Annotated in this window: 21 protein-coding genes and 2 tRNA genes; 10 read left to right on the top strand and 13 right to left on the bottom strand. The window is 60.4% G+C overall.

Going from position 1 to position 24,221, the window contains the following annotated elements; genetic code table 11:
• The 5 genes from asd to leuC all read right to left on the bottom strand — a co-directional run.
• A partial coding sequence (gene asd, locus ACQKP2_RS10780; protein WP_427576249.1) for an aspartate-semialdehyde dehydrogenase occupies positions 1–868 on the bottom strand: 868 nt, incomplete at its 3' end.
• Between the two features lie 68 nt (positions 869–936).
• The gene (gene leuB, locus ACQKP2_RS10775) at positions 937–2,019 is read right to left on the bottom strand and encodes a 3-isopropylmalate dehydrogenase (RefSeq protein ID WP_427576248.1); all 1,083 of its coding nucleotides are present in this window, start codon (positions 2,017–2,019) and stop codon (positions 937–939) included.
• A gap of 79 nt (positions 2,020–2,098) precedes the next feature.
• Positions 2,099–2,866 carry a class I SAM-dependent methyltransferase gene (locus ACQKP2_RS10770; RefSeq protein WP_427576247.1) on the bottom strand — a complete coding sequence of 256 codons (768 nt, stop codon included), beginning with the start codon at positions 2,864–2,866 and terminating at the stop codon, positions 2,099–2,101.
• A gap of 155 nt (positions 2,867–3,021) precedes the next feature.
• Positions 3,022–3,666: a 3-isopropylmalate dehydratase small subunit gene (gene leuD / locus ACQKP2_RS10765; protein ID WP_121102887.1), complete on the bottom strand. Its 645-nt coding sequence runs from the start codon at positions 3,664–3,666 to the stop codon at positions 3,022–3,024.
• A gap of 2 nt (positions 3,667–3,668) precedes the next feature.
• A complete protein-coding gene (gene leuC, locus ACQKP2_RS10760; protein ID WP_427576246.1) occupies positions 3,669–5,099 on the bottom strand; it encodes a 3-isopropylmalate dehydratase large subunit in 1,431 nt (476 codons plus the stop codon).
• Between the two features lie 142 nt (positions 5,100–5,241).
• Here leuC and ACQKP2_RS10755 point away from each other — a divergent pair, with 142 nt between their 5' ends.
• From ACQKP2_RS10755 to ACQKP2_RS10720, 8 genes are all read left to right on the top strand, one after another.
• Positions 5,242–6,132: a LysR family transcriptional regulator gene (locus ACQKP2_RS10755; RefSeq protein WP_427576245.1), complete on the top strand. Its 891-nt coding sequence runs from the start codon at positions 5,242–5,244 to the stop codon at positions 6,130–6,132.
• 66 nt (positions 6,133–6,198) lie between these two features.
• A complete protein-coding gene (locus ACQKP2_RS10750) occupies positions 6,199–9,477 on the top strand; it encodes a PAS domain S-box protein (protein WP_427576244.1) in 3,279 nt (1,092 codons plus the stop codon).
• 396 nt (positions 9,478–9,873) lie between these two features.
• Positions 9,874–10,497 carry a CDP-alcohol phosphatidyltransferase family protein gene (locus tag ACQKP2_RS10745; RefSeq protein ID WP_427576243.1) on the top strand — a complete coding sequence of 208 codons (624 nt, stop codon included), beginning with the start codon at positions 9,874–9,876 and terminating at the stop codon, positions 10,495–10,497.
• 10 nt (positions 10,498–10,507) lie between these two features.
• Entirely contained in the window at positions 10,508–12,262 is a 1,755-nt protein-coding gene (locus tag ACQKP2_RS10740) for a bifunctional alpha/beta hydrolase/class I SAM-dependent methyltransferase (RefSeq protein WP_427576242.1), read from the top strand.
• 14 nt (positions 12,263–12,276) lie between these two features.
• Positions 12,277–13,605 (top strand): phosphatase PAP2/dual specificity phosphatase family protein, encoded by a 1,329-nt coding sequence (locus ACQKP2_RS10735; protein WP_427576241.1) that lies wholly within the window; start codon positions 12,277–12,279, stop codon positions 13,603–13,605.
• The gene (locus tag ACQKP2_RS10730) at positions 13,595–14,050 is read left to right on the top strand and encodes a hypothetical protein (protein WP_427576240.1); all 456 of its coding nucleotides are present in this window, start codon (positions 13,595–13,597) and stop codon (positions 14,048–14,050) included. Before ACQKP2_RS10735 ends, ACQKP2_RS10730 begins: the two co-directional genes overlap by 11 nt.
• 9 nt (positions 14,051–14,059) lie before the next feature.
• Complete coding sequence (locus ACQKP2_RS10725; RefSeq protein ID WP_427576239.1) at positions 14,060–14,680, top strand: lysophospholipid acyltransferase family protein; 621 nt, start codon at positions 14,060–14,062, stop codon at positions 14,678–14,680.
• 1 nt (position 14,681) lies between these two features.
• A complete protein-coding gene (locus tag ACQKP2_RS10720; protein WP_427576238.1) occupies positions 14,682–15,614 on the top strand; it encodes a phosphatidate cytidylyltransferase in 933 nt (310 codons plus the stop codon).
• A 55-nt stretch (positions 15,615–15,669) separates the two neighbouring features.
• Here ACQKP2_RS10720 and ACQKP2_RS10715 read toward each other — a convergent pair whose 3' ends face one another.
• From ACQKP2_RS10715 to gltX, 8 genes are all read right to left on the bottom strand, one after another.
• Positions 15,670–16,116, bottom strand: a complete 447-nt coding sequence (locus ACQKP2_RS10715) for an Hsp20 family protein (protein WP_427576237.1) — start codon at positions 16,114–16,116, stop codon at positions 15,670–15,672.
• A 118-nt stretch (positions 16,117–16,234) separates the two neighbouring features.
• Positions 16,235–17,194: a tRNA dihydrouridine synthase gene (locus ACQKP2_RS10710; protein ID WP_427576236.1), complete on the bottom strand. Its 960-nt coding sequence runs from the start codon at positions 17,192–17,194 to the stop codon at positions 16,235–16,237.
• Between the two features lie 123 nt (positions 17,195–17,317).
• Positions 17,318–17,755: an acyl-CoA thioesterase gene (locus ACQKP2_RS10705; RefSeq protein ID WP_427576235.1), complete on the bottom strand. Its 438-nt coding sequence runs from the start codon at positions 17,753–17,755 to the stop codon at positions 17,318–17,320.
• Between the two features lie 48 nt (positions 17,756–17,803).
• Positions 17,804–18,637, bottom strand: a complete 834-nt coding sequence (locus ACQKP2_RS10700) for an alpha/beta fold hydrolase (RefSeq protein WP_427576234.1) — start codon at positions 18,635–18,637, stop codon at positions 17,804–17,806.
• A 29-nt stretch (positions 18,638–18,666) separates the two neighbouring features.
• On the bottom strand, positions 18,667–19,206 hold the full coding sequence (locus tag ACQKP2_RS10695; RefSeq protein ID WP_427576233.1) for a TetR/AcrR family transcriptional regulator: 540 nt from the start codon (positions 19,204–19,206) through the stop codon (positions 18,667–18,669).
• A gap of 182 nt (positions 19,207–19,388) precedes the next feature.
• Positions 19,389–19,464: transfer RNA gene (locus ACQKP2_RS10690), tRNA-Glu, on the bottom strand.
• A 79-nt stretch (positions 19,465–19,543) separates the two neighbouring features.
• Positions 19,544–19,619, bottom strand: a tRNA-Ala gene (locus ACQKP2_RS10685).
• A 248-nt stretch (positions 19,620–19,867) separates the two neighbouring features.
• Positions 19,868–21,349 (bottom strand): glutamate--tRNA ligase, encoded by a 1,482-nt coding sequence (gene gltX, locus ACQKP2_RS10680; protein WP_427576232.1) that lies wholly within the window; start codon positions 21,347–21,349, stop codon positions 19,868–19,870.
• Between the two features lie 243 nt (positions 21,350–21,592).
• Between gltX and ACQKP2_RS10675 the strand changes: the two genes are divergently transcribed.
• Positions 21,593–22,681: an HlyD family secretion protein gene (locus tag ACQKP2_RS10675; RefSeq protein WP_427576231.1), complete on the top strand. Its 1,089-nt coding sequence runs from the start codon at positions 21,593–21,595 to the stop codon at positions 22,679–22,681.
• Positions 22,671–24,221, top strand: a complete 1,551-nt coding sequence (locus ACQKP2_RS10670; protein WP_427576230.1) for an MDR family MFS transporter — start codon at positions 22,671–22,673, stop codon at positions 24,219–24,221. Before ACQKP2_RS10675 ends, ACQKP2_RS10670 begins: the two co-directional genes overlap by 11 nt.

Below are 24,221 nucleotides of genomic sequence, written 5' to 3'. Positions count from 1 at the left end.
GAACTCTATCGTCCTTGTTCAGCTTGATGGTCAGCGCCTGGCTGTGGCAACGCATGGCGCCGATGCGCACGCAGATGCCATCCACCGGGATCGGGCTCTTGAAGCGACCGAGGATCTTGTTGGTCTCCGCCTGGGCTTTCCACTCCTCGCGGCTCTGACCGTTCGGCAGTTCCTTGTCGATCCACGGGATCAGGCTGCCGGCCAGCGGTACGCCGAAGTTTTCGGTCGGGTAGGCGTCGCTGCGCATGGTTTCGGCGACACGACGGTCGATGTCCAGGATCGCGCTGGCCGGATCGGCCAGTTGATCGGCGACAGCGGCGTGGGTCGCACCCATCTGCTTGATCAGCTCGCGCATGTTCTGCGCGCCGGCACCGGAAGCCGCCTGATAGGTCATGGCGCTCATCCACTCCACCAGACCCGCTTCGAACAGGCCACCCAGGCCCATCAGCATCAGGCTGACGGTGCAGTTGCCGCCGATGTAGTTCTTGGTGCCCGCATCCAGCTGCTGGTCGATGACCTTGCGGTTGACCGGATCGAGCACGATGACCGCGTCATCCTGCATGCGCAGGCTGGAAGCGGCATCGATCCAGTAGCCCTGCCAGCCGGCTTCGCGCAGCTTCGGGAAGACTTCGCTGGTGTAGTCGCCACCCTGGCAGGTCAGAATCACGTCGAGGGTCTTGAGCTCTTCAATGCTGTAAGCGTCCTTGAGCGGAGCAATGTCCTTGCCCACGGACGGGCCTTGGCCACCGACATTGGAAGTGGTGAAGAAAACCGGCTCGATAAGATCGAAATCCTGCTCTTCCAGCATCCGCTGCATGAGCACGGAACCGACCATGCCGCGCCAACCGATCAGACCTACACGTTTCATCGCAACTACACCTTCTTGAAAAGTGGGCCGCTGCTTTCGGGGGTGAAAATGGCAGCGGGCCCGAGAGATTACAGATTCTGCAGCGCGGCGACTACTGCGTCACCCATTTGCTGCGTACCGACTTTAGTGCAACCGGCCGACCAGATGTCACCGGTACGCAGGCCCTGATCCAGCACCAGGCTGACCGCTTGTTCGATGGCATCGGCCGCAGCCTGCTGGTTGAAGCTGTAACGCAGCATCATCGACACCGACAGGATGGTCGCCAACGGGTTGGCAATGCCCTGGCCCGCGATGTCCGGCGCAGAGCCGTGGCAAGGCTCGTACATGCCCTTGTTGTTTGTGTCCAGGGACGCCGACGGCAGCATGCCGATGGAACCGGTGAGCATCGACGCCTGGTCGGACAGGATGTCGCCGAACATGTTGTCGGTGACGATCACGTCGAACTGCTTCGGTGCACGCACCAGTTGCATGGCGGCGTTGTCGACGTACATGTGGCTCAGTTCGACTTCAGGGTAATCCTTGGCGACCTGTTCGACCACTTCACGCCACAACTGGCTGGATGCCAGTACGTTGGCCTTGTCCACCGAACACAGCTTCTTGTTGCGGACCATGGCCATGTCGAAACCGACACGGGCAATCCGACGGATCTCGCTTTCGCTGTACGGCAGGGTGTCGTAGGACTGGCGCTCGCCGTTTTCCAGGGTGCGGGTACCGCGTGGTGCGCCGAAATAGATACCGCCGGTCAGCTCGCGAACAATCAGGATGTCCAGGCCGGAAACGATTTCCGCCTTCAGGCTCGAAGCCTCGGCCAGTTGCGGGTACAGGATGGCCGGACGCAGGTTGCCGAACAGGCCCAGTTGCGCACGGATTTTCAGCAGACCACGCTCGGGACGGATATCACGTTCGATGGTGTCCCACTTCGGGCCACCCACGGCGCCCAGCAACACGGCATCGGCCGCGCGCGCGCGCTCCAGGGTTTCATCGGCCAGCGGCACGCCGTGCTTGTCGATGGCGGCGCCACCGATCACGTCGTGGCTCAGCTCGAAGCCCAGGGAGAACTTGTCATTGGCCAGTTCCAACACCTTGACCGCCTCGGCCATGATTTCCGGGCCAATACCGTCACCTGGGAGAATCAGAATCTGCTTGCTCATGCTTTCCTCGTGTCATCAGTCGGCGCGCGCTCGGCGCGCCCGGAAAAAGTCTTGTCGCTCGATGGCTATTGTGCAGCGCTTATCGTTCAGCCATCAGCACCAGTACATCGGTACTGAACGAACCATCGGCCTCGATCTCGAAATAGTCGCGTACTTCGTTGCCCATCGATTGCTGCAATTCGCGGATAGCCGCACGCATCACCTGTGGCGTGCGCATGCGCTCGACCCAACTGGTGTACTCCAGGCGCAACCGTTGACGGCTGGTCGTGCGGGTATGCAGGCCCGCTTCACTGACCTGGCGCAACCACTCGCCGGCGGAGTAATCGCGCACATGGCTGGTGTCGCGCAGCACTTCGACGCTTTGCAGGTAAGTGTCGAACAACGGGCTGCCCGGTGACAACACATCAATGAACGCTGCCACCCCGCCCGGCTTCAGCACCCGCCGCACTTCCCGCAAAGCCAGGCCAAGATCGCTCCAGTGGTGCGCCGAATAGCGGCTGAAGACGAAATCGAACTCGCCATCGGCGAACGGCAGGCGCTCGGCGGCGCCGTTGACCGTGACGATGTTGCCAATGCCGCGATCGACCGCCGCGGCGGCCACCACATCGAGCATTTGCTGCGACAGGTCGTAGGCCACCACTTCGCTGGCCAGCGCGGCCACGTGAAAACTCACATGACCGGCACCGCAGCCCAAATCCAGCACGCGGGCATCGCCTCGCCCCGCCAGCTCGGCCTGCAGCAGTGCGAATTCGGTACCTTGAGCGTGTACGGCGCTGCTCAGGTAGGCCGAAGCCTGTTCACCGAATTGTTTCTGGACTACCTGGCTGTGCTGGGCGTTGCTGGTCATGGGGATTTCCTTTTTTGGGGTGAGCCTTGTGCTGTTTGTTCCGGCCTCTTCGCGGGCAAGCCTCGCTCCTACGGTGGATCAGTGATACGCATCACCTGTGGGAGCTGGCTTGCCAGCGATTGGGTCAGCCCTGGCTACATCAATTGCGGATTGGCTCAGGCGTCGCGAAACAACCATGGTTGGCTCGCGCGATGTTTGGCCTCGAACGCGGCAATGGCATCGCCGTCCTGCAAGGTCAGGCCGATATCGTCCAGACCGTTGAGCAGGCAATGTTTGCGGAATGCGTCGATTTCAAAGCTCAACACCTTGCCGTCCGGACGGGTCACGGTCTGGGCCTGCAGATCGATCTGCAACTGATAGCCCGGATTGGCCTCGACTTGCTTGAACAGCTCATCGACTTCCGCATCGCTCAGGATGATCGGCAACAAGCCGTTCTTGAAACTGTTGTTGAAGAAGATGTCGGCGTAGCTCGGCGCGATGATGCTGCGGAACCCGTATTCTTCCAGCGCCCACGGCGCGTGTTCGCGGCTGGAACCGCAACCGAAGTTTTCGCGGGCCAACAGCACGCTGGCACCTTGATAACGTTCGGCGTTGAGGACGAAATCCTTGTTCAACGGGCGCTTGGAGTTGTCCTGGTACGGCTGGCCCACATCCAGGTAACGCCACTCATCGAACAGGTTAGGACCGAAACCGGTGCGTTTGATCGACTTCAGAAACTGCTTGGGGATGATCTGGTCGGTGTCGACGTTGGCACGATCCAGAGGCGCGACCAGTCCAGTGTGTTGGGTAAAAGCCTTCATCTTTACTGTGCTCCCTGGATCAATTCACGGACGTCGATGAAACGACCGTTTACAGCGGCGGCGGCGGCCATGGCTGGGCTGACGAGGTGGGTACGGCCACCGGCGCCCTGACGGCCTTCGAAGTTACGGTTGGAGGTCGATGCGCAATGCTCGCCCGATTCCAGTCGGTCCGGGTTCATTGCCAGGCACATCGAGCAACCCGGCTCACGCCATTCGAAACCGGCTTCGAGGAAGATCTTGTCCAAGCCTTCCGATTCGGCCTGCGCCTTCACCAGGCCCGAGCCCGGCACCACGATGGCTTGCTTGATGGTCGAGGCCACCTTGCGGCCCTTGGCGATTTCCGCGGCAGCACGCAGGTCTTCGATCCGCGAGTTGGTGCAGGAGCCGATGAACACGCGGTCCAGTTGAATGTCCGTGATCGCCTGATTGGCGGTCAACCCCATGTACTTGAGGGCGCGCTCGATCGAACCGCGCTTGACCAGGTCCATTTCCTTCGCAGGATCCGGCACGCTCTGGTCAACCGCCAACACCATCTCGGGCGAAGTGCCCCAGCTGACTTGCGGCTTGATCTGGGTGGCGTCGAGCTCGACAACGGTATCGAACACCGCATCGGCGTCGGACACCAGGTCTTTCCAGGCTTCGACGGCCATGTCCCACTGCTCGCCTTGCGGGGCGAATGGACGGCCCTTGACGTAGTCGACCGTCTTTTGATCCGCCGCCACCAGCCCCACACGGGCGCCAGCCTCGATGGACATGTTGCAGATGGTCATGCGGCCTTCGATGGACAAATCGCGAATCGCACTGCCGGCGAACTCGATGGCGTGGCCGTTGCCGCCGGCCGTGCCGATTTTGCCGATCACAGCGAGAACGATGTCCTTGGCGGTGACGCCAAATGGCAACGTGCCCTCGACCGACACCAGCATGTTCTTCATTTTCTTGGCGACCAGGCACTGGGTTGCGAGCACGTGCTCGACCTCGGAAGTGCCGATACCGTGAGCCAGGGCACCGAAGGCACCGTGGGTCGAGGTATGGGAGTCACCGCAAACCACCGTCATGCCCGGCAAGGTCGCGCCCTGCTCCGGGCCGATGACGTGGACGATGCCCTGGCGGACGTCATTCATCTTGAATTCGACGATGCCGTATTCGTCGCAGTTATCGTCGAGGGTCTGGACCTGCAAACGCGATACCTGGTCGGCGATGGCAGCGATGCCGCCCTTGCGCTCCGGGGTCGTCGGTACGTTGTGGTCCGGGGTGGCGATGTTGGCATCGATACGCCATGGCTTGCGCCCGGCCAGACGCAAACCTTCGAAGGCTTGCGGCGACGTCACTTCATGGATGATGTGACGATCGATGTAGATCAGCGCAGAACCATCGTCGCGCTGTTGAACCAAGTGCGAATCCCAGAGCTTGTCGTAGAGCGTTTTGCCGGCCATCAGACGGTTTCCTCATCAGCTTGTTTCTATGCCCTGGGTCTTTTCAATAACCCTTTGGCTTGTGAGGCTGATCCTATGGGGTTAGATTAAATAACTCAAATTCATATTTTTTATGCTTTGGATAACCAACTGGAATCCACCCATGGACCTGGCGAACCTCAATGCCTTTATTGCCATTGCCGAGACCGGAAGCTTTTCCGGCGCGGGTGAACGGCTGCACCTGACACAACCGGCGATCAGCAAACGCATTGCCGGCCTGGAACAGCAACTGAAGGTGCGACTGTTCGATCGCCTGGGTCGGGAAGTCGGCTTGACCGAAGCCGGCCGTGCCCTGTTGCCGCGCGCTTATCAGATATTGAATGTCCTCGATGATACGCGCCGCGCCCTGACCAACCTCACCGGTGAAGTGACCGGTCGTCTGACCCTGGCCACCAGTCACCACATAGGCCTGCACCGCTTGCCGCCCCTGCTGAGGGAGTTCACCCGACGTTACCCGCAGGTAGCGCTGGATATTCAATTCCTCGATTCGGAAGTGGCCTACGAAGAAATTCTCCACGGACGAGCCGAACTGGCTGTCATCACCCTGGCACCGGAACCCCATGCGCTGGTCAAGGCCATGCCGGTGTGGGACGACCCGCTGGATTTCGTGGTCGCCCCGGAGCATTCGCTCATCAACAACGGCACCGTCAGCCTGGCTGACATTGCCCGGCATCCAGCGGTGTTTCCAGGCGGTAACACCTTTACCCACCATATCGTCCAGCGCCTGTTCGAGGCCCAGGGCTTGACGCCGAACATCGCCATGAGCACCAATTATCTGGAAACCATCAAGATGATGGTGTCGATCGGCCTGGCCTGGAGCGTATTGCCACGCACCATGCTCGATGATCAGGTTGCGCGAATACCTTTGCCGGGCATACAACTCACTCGCCAGCTAGGCTATATCCTGCACACAGAACGGACGCTATCGAATGCAGCGCGGGCCTTCATGGCCTTGCTGGATGCTCAAATCGACCTGCCAGGGACTCAAGGCTAACTTGTGCTAATCCTATAGAGCCTCGAAATCCTGTGCCCAACGCCCATTTCAGCCCAAGGCTTGCCGATGTCGAAATCTGTTGACCGAATTCCGCCGATGCCGCGAATTCAGGCGCTTGACCCGCAACGATCCGAGCAGAGCTGGGAAAGTGCCCCGCAATTGCTGGCCGCCCTGAACGGCGCACGTCTGGGCGCCTGGTACTGGGACATCGAACGCGGGCAAATCAGTTGGTCGCGGGGAACGCAGGCGCTATTCGGCTTCGATCCGCGACAACCGCTGCCGGCCGATCTGGAATACCTGGACTTGTTGCCGCCCGAGGACCGGGCAAAAACGGTTCGTGCCTTCCATGCGGTGATCGCCGGCGCCCCGCTGGAGCAAGCGATGCACCACCGCATTCGCTGGCCCGATGGCAGCCTGCACTGGCTGGAGATCAACGGCAGCCTGCTGCCCGACAAGCACGGTCGCCCGCGGATGATCGGCGTGATTCGCGAAATCACCCACCAGCGCCAGCGCGAACAGGCATTGAGCAGTTCGGAAAAACGTTTCGCCACCCTGTTCCACCTGTGCCCGAACATGGTCCTGCTGACCCGCCAGGAAGACGGCCTGATCACCGAGGCCAACCAGTATTTCGAAAGCCTGTTCGGCTGGCCGGTACAGGACGCGATCGGGCGCACCACACTCGAGCTGGGCCTGTGGGTACACCCCGAGCAACGGGCGCAATTGGTCAAGGCGACCAAGGCCAAGGGCGACCTGACCAGCATGGAGGTGCAATTTCGCGCCAGCAACGGCCAGATCCATGACGGCATCCTGAGTGCGCAAAAGGTCGAACTCGAAGGCCAGCCCTATCTGTTGAGCACGTTCCTCGACACCACTGAGCGCAAAGCGGCCGAACATGCGCTCAAGGACAGCCAGGAACGCCTCGACCTGGCCCTGGACTCGGCGCAACTGGGCACCTGGGACTGGCACATCCCCAGCGGCATGCTCTACGGCTCGGCCCGTGCCGCCCAACTGCACGGCATGGAGGCCAAGCCTTTCCATGAATCCTTCGACGAGTTTTTCGAAGGCGTGCCCGGCGAGGAACGCGACACCATGCGCGACGCCTACCGCAGCCTGCGTGAAGGCCCGGCCGGCAATTATCAGTTGACCTATCGCGTGCAACTGCCGGACGGCAGCTCGCGTTACCTGGAAAGCCGCGCCCGACTCTACCGCGATGAAAACGGCCTGCCGCTGCGCATGGCCGGCACGCTGCTGGACATCACCGAGCAGGTCGAGCGCGAACAACAGCTGATCGCTTCCGAGGAAAAATTCGCCACCCTGTTCCAGGTCAGCCCGGACCCGATCTGCGTGACCCGCCAGGACACCGGACAGTTTATCGAGATCAACTCCAGCTTCACCCAGACCTTCGGCTGGAGCGCCGCCGATGTGATCGGGCGCAGCGCCGACGAAATCGGCCTGTGGGACTCCCCGGCCAAGAGCCTGCAGCGGATCGAACAGGTGATCCGCGAGCAGGGCTTGAACAATGTGGCGATCCTTGTCCAGCACAAGGACGGGCAATCGCTGACCTGCGTGATCTCCAGCCGCCAGATCAGCGTCGGCGAGCAGCCTTGCATCGTCACCACCTTACGCGACATTACCCAGCAGCAACGCTCGGAAGCTGCGCTCAAGGCCAGCGAAGAGAAGTTCGCCAAGGCTTTCCACTCCAGCCCCGACGCCATCACCATCACCGAGCGCGACACCGGGCGCTATCTGGAGGTCAACGACGGGTTCTGCCGCCTGACCGGCTATCGCGCCGACGAAGTGATCGGCCGCACGGTGTACCAGGTCGGCATCTGGGCCGAAGAGAAACAACGCTCGGCCCTGTTGGCGGAACTGCAGATCAAGGGCCGGGTGCATCATCTGGAAATGCTCGGGCGCAACAAGCGTGGCGAGTTGCTGACTGTCGAAGTCTCGGTGGAACCGATCAACCTCAACGAAACCGCCTGCCTGCTGCTCACCGCGCGGGACGTCAGCCTGCTGAAGAATGCCGAGGCGCAGATTCGTCACCTGGCCTATCACGACCCGCTGACCAACCTGCCCAACCGCGCACTGCTGATGGATCGGCTCAGCCAGCAGATTGCCCTGCTCAAACGCCACAATCTGCGCGGCGCCCTGATGTTTCTCGATCTCGATCACTTCAAGCACATCAACGACTCGCTCGGCCATCCGGTAGGCGATACGGTGCTGAAAATCATCACCGCGCGCCTGGAGGCCAGTGTGCGCATGGAGGATACGGTGGCGCGCCTGGGTGGCGACGAATTCGTCGTACTGCTCAGTGGCCTGGAGGGCTCGCGTAATGACGTCAGCCAGCAAGTGCGGGACTTGGCTGACACCTTGCGCGAATTGCTCTCCGAGCCGATGTTCCTCGACGGCCAGCGCCTGCAAGTGACACCGAGCATCGGCATCGCGCTGATCCCCGATCACGGCTCAACGCCCACCGACCTGCTCAAACGCGCCGACATCGCGCTGTATCGCGCCAAGGACTCGGGACGCAATACCGCGCAGATGTACCACAACACCATGCAGAAGGCCGCCAGCGAGCGCCTGCGCATGGAAACCGATCTGCGCCTGGCCCTGTCGCGAGGCGAGTTCCGCGTGCATTACCAGCCGCAACTCGATGCCCGGGATAACCGCATTGTCGGCGCCGAAGCACTGGTGCGCTGGACCCACCCGGAACTTGGCGCACAATCGCCCGCCGAGTTCATCAAGGTGCTGGAGGACAGCGGCCTGATTCTGGAGGTCGGCACCTGGATCGTCGACGAGGCGTGCCAGGCCTTCAGGCATCTGATCGCCAATGGACTGATCGATCCGCTGGATTTCAGCCTTTGCGTGAACATCAGCCCGCGCCAGTTCCGCCAGAACGACTTTGTCGAGCGCATCGAGGAGAGCCTCGCCCGCTATGGGCTGCCCTGCTCGATGCTGAAGCTGGAAATCACTGAAGGCATCGTCATCCAGAACCTGGAAGACACCATCAACAAAATGCGCCGCCTGAAAAAAATCGGCGTGAGCTTCGCCATGGACGACTTCGGCACCGGCTATTCTTCGCTGACCTACCTCAAGCGCCTGCCGGTCGACACCCTTAAAATCGACCAGTCATTCATTCGCGATGCCACCACCGACCCCAACGATGCCGAAATCATCCGCGCCATCGTCGCCATGGCGCGCAGCCTGGAACTGAAAGTGATCGCCGAGGGCGTGGAGACGCCAGAACAGCTGGAGTTCCTGCAAGGACTGGGCTGTCACTTTTACCAGGGGTATCTGCACAGTCAGCCGTTGCCGGTCGCGGAGTTTCAAAAGCTGCTGCGATAAGACCTCTGTAGGAGCGAGCACGCTCGCGATGAACCTGAGGTCACCGCGGGGTGTCAGGCGGCCAGCGTTATCGTCGGAGCACCGCTCGGAGCATGCTCACTCCTAAAATGCAGTTGTCACCCGTCTGCGCCAGCAGGGCTTGTGGTATGCCTGCTGCGAGACGTTAGCAACTGCTGAAATGCCCTACGACCCTTTCGGAAATACCCGACACACGAGTTCCTACGCTCGTTTGTAAGATTCTGCATCTGAAACATAGCGCCTTGATATCAACCTGAAACCACTCACGACATCGAGTGCTGGCATCGTCACGCGCAACGATCAGGAACACGTCAATAAGCCATCTACACTGAAAACTCGAATCCCTGCTCACTGTTCATCAGCCGAGACTCAATCGAAGTGCCCAGCGTCTATCAGATCAAACCCGCGTTTCAAAACCTCCTGCGACCTTTGGTTCGACAATTGTTCAATTTCGGCGCCACCGCCAACCAGATCACATTGATCGCGGGCATCGGCTCGTTGCTGGCCGGCATGCTCATCGCAGGTTTCGTCCATCACCCCTGGATTTTTGCATTGGTCCCCGTCTGGATGTTCGTGCGCATGGCGCTCAACGCCATCGATGGAATGCTGGCCCGGGAGTTCGGCCAGCAGTCGCGCCTCGGGGCTTATCTCAATGAGCTCTGTGACATTGCCGCAGATTGTGCCCTGATCCTGCCCTTTGCCCTTCTGCCCGACGTCAGCCTGTGGCTGGTGCTGCTGGTGACTCTGCTTGCCCTGTTCAGTGAATACGCCGGCGTGCTGGGTCCGATGGTCGGCGCCTCGCGACGCTATGACGGCCCCATGGGTAAAAGCGACCGGGCCTTCGTGCTGGGCTGCGTGGCCACCGCCATTGCGCTGGGCTGGATCGGCGCACTGTGGATCAACGTCGTGTTCTCGATCCTCGCCGCGCTATTGATCTGCACCCTGTTCAACCGGGTTCGCCAGGGACTCAAGGATGTACAACCAGGCAATACTTCAGCATAAGGACTTGAAGATGCGCGACGCTTTACAACAGACGTTCACCACCCACGACGGCGTGGACCTGTTCTACCAACATTGGCCAGCTACCGTTGCCCCGGACGAGCCGCGCAAGGCCATCCTGATGTTTCATCGTGGCCATGAACACTCGGGACGCATCGCCCATCTGGTGGAGGAACTGGAACTGCCCGGCATCGATTTCTTCGCCTGGGACGCCCGAGGCCATGGCCAGTCTCCCGGCGCCCGCGGCGACAGCCCGGGTTTCGCCACCAGCGTGCGTGACGTGCAGACCTTTTGCGAGCACCTGACCACGACCTACCGGATCGAGGAAGAGAATCTCGCGGTGATCGCCCAGAGTGTCGGCGCCGTGATCGTAGCCACCTGGGCCCACGACTATGCCCCGCGCATCCGCTCCCTGGTACTGGCATCCCCCGCGTTCAAGGTCAAACTCTACGTGCCGTTCGCCCGCCAGGGGCTGGCATTGATGCGCAAGTTTCGCGGCAACTTTTTCGTCAACAGTTACGTCAAGGCACGCTTTCTCAGCCATGATCCGCAGCGCGTCGCCAGCTACGACGGTGACCCGCTGATTACCAAGGCCATTTCGGTGAACGTCCTGCTCGGCTTGTACGAGGCGGCCGAACGCGTCGTCGCCGATGCCCAGGCCATCCAGATCCCTACGCAGTTGTTGATCTCCGGTGCCGATTTCGTGGTACATCGCAAGCCGCAGGAGCAGTTCTTCGATCGTTTGGGCAGCTTGTGCAAGGAAAAACATATCCTGCCTGGATTCTTCCACGACACGCTTGGCGAAAGGGATCGCCAGGCCGCCATTGCCAGCGTGCGGCGTTTTATCCTGGAGAACTTCGAACGACCGTTCGAGCGCCCCTCCCTGCTCACCGCAGATCGCCTGGGCCCGACTTGCGCCGAATCCGAGCGGTTGGCGACCCCGTTGCCGCGCCACTCACCCAGTGATCTTTATTGGCGCATGACCCGTGCCAGCATGCGCCTGGGGAGCCAGTTGTCGGCGGGAATCAGACTGGGATTCGAGACCGGTTTCGATTCCGGTAGCACTCTGGATTACGTCTACCGCAACCAGCCCACCGGCACTTTCGGTATCGGTCGCACAATCGACCGCAATTACCTGAATTCCATCGGCTGGCGTGGCATCCGCCAACGCAAGCTGCATGTCGAAGAGTTGCTTCGCCTGGCCATGGCGCGACTGCGTGAACAAGGTCGTGAAGTGCATATCGTCGATATTGCCGCAGGTCACGGACGTTACATTCTCGAAGCCTTGCAGGGTGTCAAGCCGCTGCCCGAGTCGATCCTGCTGCGAGACTACAGCGATATCAACGTACGTGACGGCAATGCACTGATCCGGGAAAAACAATTGGAAGGGATCGCCTGTTTCATCAAGGGCGATGCCTTCGACCGCGCCGATTTGGCGGCGCTGCAACCCAAGCCTACCCTGGCCGTGGTCTCTGGTCTGTACGAATTGTTTGCCGATAATCAAAGGGTGGGCGCATCTCTTGCCGGGCTGGCCGAGGCGGTGGAACCCGGTGGCTATCTGGTCTACACCGGCCAACCCTGGCACCCGCAACTGGAACTGATCGCCCGTGCACTGACCAGCCACCGCGAAGGCCAGGCATGGGTCATGCGTCGGCGCACTCAGGTGGAAATGGATCAGTTGGTAGAGACGGCGGGGTTTCGCAAGATCGCCATGCGCGTTGATGAGTGGGGAATCTTCAGCGTGTCCGTTGCGCAACGGGCATCATGATGGCGCACAACATAATGACAATACGCGAGCCTGGCCTGCTGAAGGTTGCGCTGCTCTGGCTATTGCTGCTGGCGCCGCTGTTCTTCGGCACCTACGGCTTCGCCACTTGGGTCACCACGCAGCGCGCCGATGTCGGAAGCCTGGTGTTCGACTGGGAGCGCCATATACCGTTCTGGGGCTGGAGCATCGTGCCGTACTGGTCCATCGACCTGCTTTACGGCCTGTCACTGCTGCTTCCACACAGTCGCCTGGCACTCAGGCGCCACGCCTTGCGCCTACTGACCGCGCAACTGGTCGCAATCAGTTGCTTCCTGCTCTGGCCGCTACGTTTCACCTTCGCCCGGCCTGAACTGGAAGGCGTGTTTGGCTGGCTTTTCGATGTACTTGCTGGATTCGACAAACCGTTCAATCAGGCGCCTTCCCTGCACATCGCGCTGCTGGTGGTGTTATGGACCTGCTATCACCGTTTTCTGCCGGGACGATGGCAGGTGCTGGTACATGGCTGGTTCGCCTTGATCGGGATCTCGGTGCTGACCACTTATCAACACCACTTTATCGACTTGCCCACCGGTGCCCTGCTCGGGTGGCTGTGCGTCTGGCTGTGGCCGCTGGAGGGTCCATGCCCATGGCATGGCGCACGACTGGCGCCCCAGAGAAAACGTTGGCGCCTGGCGCTGTATTATCTGATGGGAGCGACAGCATTCGCGGTACCGGCGTTTGCCTTTGCAGGTGTGTGGCTATGGTTGTTCTGGCCCGCGCTGGCCCTGTTGGTGGTGGCATTCAATTACGCCGTGCTCGATGCCGGCGGCTTTCAAAAACGCGCCGATGGGCGGCTGTCCCCGGCCGTACACTGGCTATTGGCGCCCTATCTGGCGGCAGCCTGGTTGAACTCGCGTCTGTGGACCCGAAAACATCCGCAGCCTGACCTGGTGCTCGAAAACGTCTGGCTGGGACGCATACCAACCCGACGGGAACTTGAGCACAGCCCTTTCGCCGCGGTAGTGGACCTGTGTGCCGAACTGTCGCTGAATCAGAAGGGGATCGCCTATCGCGCTCTGCCGGTTCTGGATCTGACTACCCCTTCCGCCTTGCAATGCCGAGAGGCGGCAGCGGCGATCGAGAGCCTGCGTCAGCATGGACCGCTGCTGGTCTGCTGCGCCCTGGGTTATTCGCGCAGCGCCACTGCCCTCGCTGCGTGGCTGCTGCATAACGGCCGTGCTGCCAGCATCGATGAAGCGATACTGCTGATACAGCAGGCTCGACCCGGGGTGGTCTTCAGAGCCACTCAGCGACAGGCACTGGAGCACTCACTGACTCCGATGGAGGGCTGCCGTGTCTATTGACATGCAGTTGCAGGTGACCGCCAGCCTGCTACGGCGAGGCGACGTGCTGGATCGACTTTCCACCGGGATCACCCTGCTCGGGGCACTGCTCGGTTTGAGCCATTACGTCATCGCAAGCCCCGGTTACGCCGGATTGATCTGCGCCAGTACCCTGCTAATGCTTGGTCTGTGGCAAAAATACTGGGCACTGCGCGTCGCTTTCGATGCCGATCTGTTCCAGCACCTGGCCGCATCCCCTCATGACCTCGCCGAGCGCACACAAGACCTGGACAGTGCGCTGGTTACGTTGGGCTTGCAGCCCGTGGCGCGCAGCGGTCGCCCCTGGAGCGAACGCATCGGCGGTGCCCTGAAGCTACTGCGCACGCAAGCAATGCTGGTCGTGATTCAAGTGTTGACGACCCTGATTTTCATCCTCGCAAGCCCTTGGCTGAACTTTGCCGGATAAGGAGTGATCATGCTCGAACCCGTAGTAGCCTCTGCCATTACTTCTGCGGCCCGCCTCCTTACCGGTGCCCGCAGCCTGTGGCTCGGGTGCTCGCCGGAACCGGTGCAGCGCATCTACTTCGCCAACCACAGCAGTCATGGCGATTTCGTCCTGCTGTGGGCCTCGCTTCCGCCGACACTGCGTACCATAACCCGGCCCGTGGCCGGCTCGGACTACTGGCTGAAAAGCCCTTTGCGGCGCTACATCATCAATCGGGTGTTCAACGGTGTGCTGATCGACCGCGAGCGCAAAGAGCCTACCGACAACCCCTTGCAACCCATGCTTGATGCGCTGGAAACCGGCGACTCGCTGATTATTTTTCCCGAAGGCACGCGCAACCTCGAGGAGGGTCTGCTGCCCTTCAAAAGCGGGTTGTACCATCTGGCCAAACAGTATCCCGGGGCCCAATTGATTCCGGTGTGGATCGCCAACCTCAATCGCGTCATGCCAAAGGGCCGTTTCCTGCCGCTGCCACTGCTGTGCACCATCAGTTTCGGCACTGCACTGACCCTGGATGACGACGAAAGCAAAGCGCAGTTTCTCGAACGCAGTCGCGAAGCGCTGCTGAGCCTGGCCGGAGAGCAATCCTGACATGGATAGACAAACCTTGATGTTGTTCGGCGGTATTGGCGCGTTTCTGCTATTGGCCTCGCTGATCGGTTTCTTGCTCAAGCGACGCAGCCGGGACGCGCCCAACCCGGTGATCGACAACCTCAACGCACGGATCAACGCCTGGTGGGTGATGGTGCTGGTAATCGGCATCGCCTTCTGGCTCGGCACAACTGCGGTGATCGTGCTGTTTTACACCGTGTCGTTCTACGCCTTGCGCGAATTCCTGACGCTCACGCCTACCCGCGGCAGCGATTACCCGGCACTGATCGCCGCGTTCTATCTGGCGCTCCCCCTGCAATACCTGCTGATTTACTACGACTGGTACGGCTTGTTTTCGATCTTCATTCCGGTCTACGTGTTTCTGCTGCTGCCCATCCTGGCGTCCCTTGGCGGTGACAGCGTGCACTTTCTCGAGCGTGCCTCGAAGGTCCAGTGGGGGCTGATGATCGCGGTATTCTGCGTATCCCACGTGCCCGCCCTGCTGACCCTGGACATCGCAGGCTATGAAGGACGAAACCTGCTGTTGATCGCCTATCTGGTGATCGTGGTGCAGATGTCGGATGTGCTGCAGTACGTGTGCGGCAAATTATTCGGCAAACGCAAGATTGCCCCGAACCTGTCGCCCTCCAAGACCGTGGAAGGCTTTGTCGGAGGCATCCTGCTGGCCTCCCTGATCGGCTGTGCGTTGTGGTGGATCACGCCGTTCACCCCCTGGCAGTCGCTGCTCATCGCACTGCTGATCAATCTGCTGGGATTCGCCGGTGGCATCGTGATGTCAGCGATCAAGCGTGACCGGGGCGTAAAGGACTGGGGGCATATGATCGAAGGCCATGGTGGCATGCTTGATCGGCTGGATTCGGTGTGTTTTGCCGCACCGATCTTCTTTCACCTGGTTCGCTACGGCTGGACGTGAAACGGACAAAAAAAGACCCCGAAAATCGGGGTCTTTTTTTAGCCTGCGGTCGGGATCAATGTTGCAGGGCCGGTTTCTGCGCACCGTTGATCGGGATACGCTTGGCTTTCGCCTCTTCCGGAATGACGCGCAACAGGTCGATGCTCAACAGACCGTTGCTCAGGCCCGCGGCCTTGATCTCGATATGGTCCGCCAGGCGGAAGGACAGTTTGAAGGCACGCTGGGCGATGCCTTGATGCAGGAAGGTCACGCCTTCGCTGGCATCACGTTTGCCGCCACTGATGGTCAGCACACCCTTTTCCACTTGCAGGTCCAGGTCTTCTTCCTGGAAGCCGGCTGCCGCCACGACGATGCGATATTGATCGTCACCGTGTTTTTCGACGTTGTACGGTGGATAAGTGCTGCCTGGCTCGTTCCGCAGGGCGGTTTCGAACAGGTCGTTGAAACGGTCGAAGCCTACCGAGGAACGGAACAGAGGCGCCAGGGAAAATGCAGTAGTCATGGTCAATCTCCTGAAAATAATCAGCAAGTTGTTTGTCTCCGCGACCCGAATTCGGCATCGCGTAACCCTTAGATAGGGACCACTGATTGCTTTTCAAGAGATTTTTTTCAGATTTTTTTCAAGCCGCTTCCGCGACCGGCAGCCCCAGTAAATGCGAGACCCGGTCCGGCTCGGTTTCACGCCGCAGGACCGTAAACAGCTCGACGGCTTCGGGATAGTTGCGGGTCAGCATCGCCAGCCACTGCTTGAGGCGCCCCGGCGATTGGCGCGGTGTCATCTGTGCCACGGCTTGCAGCCAGAAGTCCTGGATCAGCGGCATCAGCTCGGCCCAGGTCATTTCCACCACTTCTTCACCGGCTCGTGCCGCGGCAATTTGCCGGGCCAGGTCGGGCCGGGACACCAGGCCACGCCCCAACATGATGTCTTCCACGCCACTGATCTCGCGGCAACGGCGCCAGTCCTCGACGCTCCAGATATCACCATTGGCAAAGACCGGCACCTTGACCACATCCTGCACGCGAGGGATCCACTCCCAGTGCGCTGGCGGCTTGTAGCCGTCGACCTTGGTCCGCGCATGCACCACGATATGCTCCGCACCGCCTTCGGCCAGGGCCGTGGCACATACCAGCGAACCGTCGGGACTGTCGAAGCCCAGGCGCATCTTGGCGGTGACCGGAATGTGCGCGGGGACGGCACGACGGACCGTTTCGACGATCTGATTGAGCAGTTCGGGTTCCTTGAGCAGTACCGCGCCACCCCGGGACTTGTTGACGGTCTTGGCCGGACAGCCGAAGTTCAGGTCGATCACTTCGGACCCCAGCTCGCAAGCCAGTGCGGCATTTTCTGCCAGGCACACTGGATCGGAACCGAGCAATTGCACACGCAGGGGCACACCGGAAGCGGTCCGGGCACCGTTGAGCAGCTCCGGGCCGAACTTGTGGAAATAGGCAGGCGTCAGCAACTGGTCGTTGACCCGAATGAACTCGGTCACACACCAGTCGATCCCCCCCACGCGAGTCAACACATCGCGCAGGATGTCGTCGACCAACCCCTCCATGGGCGCCAAGGCAATTTGCATGAAAAACACACTCAACGAAAAACGTGCGGCAGTTTACTGTTTTTCGGGGGGAAGAAGGTATTCCGTCAGACCGGGTGGTTGCGATCCTGATGACGTCTTCGCGGGCAAGCCTCGCACGATCAATCAGCTCGCGATCTGCAACGCCGGGCCATAGCCTTCGATGAATTCGGCCGGCATTCGCTTGGGCCTGCCGGTGGACAGTTCGATGCAAACGAACGTGGTTTGCGCACGCAGCAACGTCGAATTGTCGCTGGGACGCTTCAACTGGAAGTGGCGGGTCATTTTCAGCCGCTGGTCCCAATCGACGATCCAGGTCGCCAATTGCAGCTCATCGCCTTCATAAGCGGCCGCCAGGTAATCGATTTCATGCCGTACCACGGCCATCGCCCGATCCAGCCGCCGATACTCGACCAGATCCAGGCCAAGGCGCTGGGAGTGGCGCCATGCACAGCGCTCCAGCCAGGTGACGTATACAGCGTTATTGGCGTGACCCAGCCCGTCGATGTCCTCGGCGCCCACTTGCAGATCAATGATGAACGGCGTTGCCCGATCCCAGCCCATGCCCTACTCCCGGTCAGATATTTACGACCGGGCCAGTGTAGCGGAAGCTCAAGCCGATTGGCGCGATTGCAGGCTGCGACCGGCCAGCAGTGATAACACGCCATCAATCACCAGAGGGTCGGCGAGCACCCGTTGATGCCCGCCCGTCTCCAGGCGCAGCAGACGGCTGTCGAACCAGGCCTCGTGAATCAATTGCGACTCCTTGACGGGAACCTGCCTGTCGTCCTCGGCATGGACAATCAGGCCGGGCATGTCGAGTTGGTAGTGCGCGACATCCAGCGTCGCCGCACGCATGCCGACATCCCTCTCGACCTGGCGAATGAAGGCCGAGCGCGCTTTTGGCGACAGTCGCACATATCGGGCGAAGCCACGCAGCACACCGAGGATTCTCGCAGGGGCGGCAATGCTGACCAGAGTTTCGGTGCGCAAGCCCAATTGCACCGCGAGCATGGCGCTGGCACCGCCCATGGAGTGACCGATGACCGCCTGCAAGGGCGGCAATTCGGCGGATGCTTCGAGCATGGCACGGGCAAACAACACCACATTCGCCTCGGTGCCCGGCGAGCGGCCATGGGCCGGGCCATCGAGGGCGACCACGGTATACCCGGCATCGACCAGCGCAGTGATGAGACTGGCGAACTGTGTCGGCCGCCCTTCCCAGCCGTGCATCAGCAGCACCGTCGGCCCTTGTCCCCAGCGCAACGCCGAAAGGCCGAAACGCAGGGTGATTCGCTCGGCCTTCGCCAGCAGCGGGAGCTCCCAGTCACGCGGCGGCAGCTCACGTGGCGTCATGAACGCCAGGCGCATTTTGCTCGCCACCAGTTGCGGGGCAAACCAACCCAAGGTGCCATTAACGCCACGAACCCACTTTAACGTGCTCATCGCTCTATCCTCAGGCTGTCGCCTTCAGGTCAACGCACCGCCGACTTGGCGGCACGCAGTAATCGATCAGACAACTCACCTGGCCCCAACGCCCGCGCCAATGCCAGGCCGCCAACCATCAACGCCATGTCGGCCAAGGCTTTGTCGGTGTCTTCAGGGCTGGCCGCCAACTGCGCGACCATCAGTTCCATATGCTCATTGAGTGCGACCCGGAATGCTTCGGGTAGACGCCCCAGTTCACCGACCGAGGCCGGAATCGGACACGCCGACTCGCTGGAGTCGCGGTGTTTGCGCGACAGATAGAACGCGGCAACCAGGGCACGGCGTTCTTCTCCGGTCAATTCGGCATCCATGTCGGCAATCAAGTCACGACGGCGGCTCAGCAGTTGCTTGAAGGCCTCCAGCATCATTGCGTCCTTGCTTTCGAAGTGCGCATAAAAACCGCCGACGGTCAGGCCGGCTGCGCCCATCACTTCGCCCACGCTCGGCTCGGCCGGGCCACGCTGGATCAGCGCTGCACTGGCAGCCTTGAGGATGCGTTCGCGGGTTTGAGCTTTTTTATCGTTCATCGTGCCTCCGAATATTACGAGTAGAATATTATTCTCATAATAATTTTCTGCAAGTTGTGGATGTGACCGCTGGTCTGAAGAACAGTTTGAAAGAAAGGGAGGATTTGGCCAAACGCCAGACAAACAAAAGGGCCATTCAATAATTGAATGACCCTTATAAAATCCCGCAGAGCGGGTAAACGTGGCGTCCCCTAGGGGACTCGAACCCCTGTTACCGCCGTGAAAGGGCGGTGTCCTAGGCCACTAGACGAAGGGGACACGAACCCTTCTATACAACTGATCAGTGCTGAGAACTGATCGATTCAAGGTCGGTGTGGCCAGACCTTGAACTGTAAATTGGTGGAGCTAGACGGGATCGAACCGTCGACCTCTTGCATGCCATGCAAGCGCTCTCCCAGCTGAGCTATAGCCCCTCATCGTTGATGTCATCGCTGAGGACGGGGCGAATCTTAAGGGCGTATCGGAAGCCTGTCAAACTTATTTTTCAAAAAATTTAAAATTTTTTGCCGACATAACAATCACTTACCGCCCTCCCCCCCGAAAATTGGGCGTTTGCCCGTCGTTGGAGCTGGCTTGCCAGCGAAGACGACCGCGAAATCGACGCAAGCTTCAAGGTCGCCTTCGCCAGCAAGCCGGCTCCAACAATGTCAAACGCGTGGGATCAGGCGATGGTGCCCAGCAGCTTTTCCCACTCTTTGTTTTCTTTCTTCGACACGCCGCCCAGCAGGTCAATCGCCTGGCGCAAGCGGAAACGGGTCAGGTCCGGACCGAGGATTTCCATCGCATCGAGCACCGATACCGAACTGGCTTGCCCCGTGATCGCGGCAAACATCAGCGGCATGGCGTCACGCAGCTTCAACCCCAGGGATTCGACGACGGCCTGGATCGTTGCGGTGATCGTGTCCTTCTCCCACTGACGCAGGCTTTCAAGCTTCCACAGGATCAATTGCATCAACTGACGGACCTGGTCGCCGGAGAGCTTCTTCGACTCGAACAGACTGGCGTCCGGATTCACGCCACCGGCGAAGAAAAACCCGGCCAGCGGTGCGACCTGGCTGAAGGTCTCGACCCGGCCCTGCACGTGCGGGGCGATCTTCATCATGTAATCGGCGTTGAAGGCCCACTTCTGCACGCGTGCGGCGAATTCCTCCACCGGCAGGTCACGCAGCCATTGGCCGTTGAGCCACGACAGTTTCTCGATGTCGAAAATGGGCCCGCCCAGGGAAACGCGACTGAGGTCGAAGTTGTCGACCATTTCCTGCAACGAGAACTTCTCGCGCTCGTCCGGCATCGACCAGCCCATGCGCCCCAGATAGTTGAGCATTGCTTCGGGCATGAACCCCATGCGCTCGTAGAAGGTCACCGATGTCGGGTTCTTGCGCTTGGACAGCTTGCTCTTGTCCGGGTTGCGCAGCAGCGGCATGTAGCACAGTTGCGGCTGTTCCCAACCGAAGTATTCGTAAAGCAGGATCAATTTTGGCGCCGACGGCAGCCACTCTTCGCCACGCAAAACGTGGGTGATGCCCATCAGGTGATCGTCGACCACGTTGGCCAGGAAGTACGTCGGCAAGCCGTCGGTCTTCATCAGGACTTGCATGTCCATGCGGTCCCACGGGATTTCAACATCGCCGCGCAGCATGTCCGGCACCACACAGACACCTTCGCTCGGAACTTTCATGCGAATCACATGCGGCTCGCCGGCGGCAAGACGGCGTGCCACTTCTTCTTTGGACAGCAGCAGCGCGCGACCATCGTAACGCGGGGTTTCACCGCGAGCCATCTGCTCGGCACGCATCTGATCCAGCTCTTCGGCGGTGCAGAAGCACGGGAAGGCATGCCCCATGTCGACCAGTTGCTGGCAGTACTTCTGATAAATGTCGCCACGCTCGCTTTGACGGTACGGACCGTGCGGACCGCCGACATCCGGGCCTTCGCTCCAGTCGATACCCAGCCAGCGCAAGGCGTCGAAAATCTGCTGCTCGGACTCACGGGTCGAACGCAACTGGTCGGTGTCTTCGATCCGCAGAATGAACTCACCGCCGTGCTGCTTGGCGAAGCAGTAGTTGAACAAAGCGATATAAGCGGTACCTACGTGGGGATCTCCGGTAGGCGATGGCGCGATGCGAGTGCGGACGGTGGTCATGGCATGTCTCGAAAGGAATGAAAAGCGAAGATCAAGGCGAACTTCAAACAAGAGTCGAATGGTAACAGGCGACACATACCGCGCTCCAGTGAACAGGGCATTTAAGCCAAGGTTGCGGCTACATCGCCCATATGCTGCGGTGAATGGCCGAATATCAGCCGATGGCATTTACCGTTAATCGCCTGTATGCCAGATTCACCTGCTGATAACTTTCCTGACAAATCCACGACTACAGTTTGCCCCATGCCTGCCCAACTCAAGCGTCGCCTGTCCTTTTTCCTGTTGATTGTCCTGCTCGTGGTCGCAGGCTTTTTCGCTCAGTGGTTCTTCAAGGGACGGTTTTATGAGAGCACCGACAACGCCTATGTCCAGGGCGAGATCACCCGTGTGTCCAGTCAATTGGGCGCGCGCATCGATCAAGTGCTGGTGCAGGACAACCAGCATGTCGAGAAAGGCCAACTGCTGATCCGGCTGGAAGGCGATGATTTCCATCTGGCCGTCGACCGCGCCAACGCCGTCCTCGCTACCCGTCAAGCCGAACGCCTGCAAGCCCAGAGCAAATTGACCCAGCAAGCGAGCCTGATTGCCGCCAGCGAAGCGCAGGTCGCCTCCAGCCAGGCAAGCCTGGGCCGCTCGCAAATCGATCTGAACCGGGCCGAAACCCTGCGCAAGCCCGGCTATGTTTCAGAAGAACGGGTAACCACCCTTGCAGCCGACAACCATATTGCCCGTTCGCAATTGAGCAAAGCCCAGGCCGATGCCCAGGGCCAACGCCAGCAAGTCAACGCCCTGACCGCCGAAATCAAGCGTCTCGACGCCCAGATCGCCAACGCCCGGACCGATCTGGCCCAGGCTGAACTGAACCTCACTCGCAGTGAAATCCACGCGCCGATCAGCGGCCTGATCGGCCAGCGCTCGGCTCGTGAAGGCCAATACGTGCAGGCCGGCGCCTACCTGCTGTCGATCGTGCCCGATGAAGACATCTGGATTCAGGCCAACTTCAAGGAAACCCAGATCGGCCACATGCAACCCGGCCAGAAGGCCGAGCTGACCTTCGACGCCTACAGCGACACACCGATCGAAGCCCGGGTCGACAGCCTGTTCGCCGCCTCGGGCGCGCAGTTCAGCCTGTTGCCACCGGATAATGCCACGGGCAACTTCACCAAGGTCGTCCAGCGGATTCCCGTCAAACTGACCTTCGCCGCAGACAACCCATTGCGCGGCAAGATCCGCCCGGGGATGTCGGTCACGGCCACCGTGAACATCAAGGATGCTCCTGACGCGGCCACGAACAAGGTAAGCAGCAAAGACACCCCTGAAGATGGCCGGTGATCAGCTGATCCGCCCTGTCGGGGAACCGACCAGGCGCGACTGGATCGCGGTCATGAGCGTGATGCTCGGCGCCTTCATGGCGGTGCTCGATATCCAGATCACCAACTCTTCGCTCAAGGACATCCAGGGTGCGCTGTCGGCGACACTGGAAGAAGGCTCGTGGATTTCAACTTCGTACCTGGTGGCGGAGATCATCATGATCCCGCTGACCGCCTGGCTGGTGCAGTTGCTGTCGGCGCGGCGACTGGCGGTGTGGGTATCACTGGGCTTTCTCGTCGCCTCGTTGCTGTGCTCGATGGCCTGGAGCCTGGAAAGCATGATCGTCTTTCGGGCTCTCCAGGGGTTTACCGGCGGCGCCCTGATTCCGCTGGCATTCACGCTTACCCTGATCAAACTGCCGGAACACCACCGCGCCAAAGGCATGGCGATGTTTGCCATGACCGCCACCTTCGCCCCGTCCATCGGTCCCACACTGGGTGGCTGGCTGACGGAAAACTGGGGCTGGGAGTACATCTTCTATATCAACGTGCCCCCCGGCCTGATCATGATCGCCGGCCTGATGTACGGGCTGGAAAAGAAAGAGGCGCACTGGGAACTGCTCAAAAGCACGGATTACGCCGGCATTGTCACCCTTGGCGTCGGTCTTGGTTGCCTGCAGGTTTTTCTGGAGGAAGGCCACCGCAAGGACTGGCTTGAGTCCGATCTGATCGTGACCCTGGGCAGCATCGCACTGATCAGCCTGATCACCTTTGTGATCGTGCAGTTTTCAAAGCCCAACCCGCTGATCAACCTCGGCATCCTGGGTAATCGCAACTTTGGCTTGTCGAGCATTTCCAGCGTCGGCATGGGCGTCGGCTTGTATGGATCCATCTACCTGCTGCCCTTGTACCTGGCGCAGATCCAGAACTACAACGCCCTGCAGATCGGCGAAGTGATCATGTGGATGGGCGTGCCGCAGCTGTTCTTGATTCCGCTGGTGCCCAAGCTGATGAAGTACGTCTCGCCGAAATGGCTGTGCACGGTGGGTTTCGGCCTGTTCGGCCTGGCGAGTTTTTCTTCCGGGGTGCTCAACCCGGATTTCGCCGGACCGCAGTTCAACCAGATCCAGATCATCCGCGCGCTGGGCCAGCCTCTGATCATGGTCACCATTTCCTTGATCGCAACGGCCTTCATCCTGCCCCAGGATGCGGGGTCGGCCTCGAGCCTGTTCAACATTCTGCGCAACCTCGGCGGCGCTATCGGCATCGCCCTGCTCGCCACGCTGCTGGATGCGCGCACCAAAACCTACTTCGACTACTTGCGCGAGTCCATCGTGCCAAGCAACCCGCAAGTGGCCGAGCGCCTGGCGTCACTGACCGACAGGCTGGGCAGTGAAACGGCCGCCCTGGGCAAACTCAGTGAGATCGCGCACCAGCAGGCATCGATCATGGCCTACAACGATGCCTTTCATTTTGTCGGGATTGCACTGGGGATCAGCATGCTGGCGGTGCTGCTGACGAAGAAGCTGCCCGCCGGGCTCAAGGCTGGCGAAGCACACTAA

The organism is Pseudomonas sp. NPDC089569 (assembly GCF_050280625.1).
In the GTDB taxonomy this organism is placed as follows: Bacteria; Pseudomonadota; Gammaproteobacteria; order Pseudomonadales; family Pseudomonadaceae; genus Aquipseudomonas.
The sequence above is the reverse complement of the archived record's forward strand: the minus strand, read 5'-3'. Positions and strand labels throughout refer to the sequence as shown.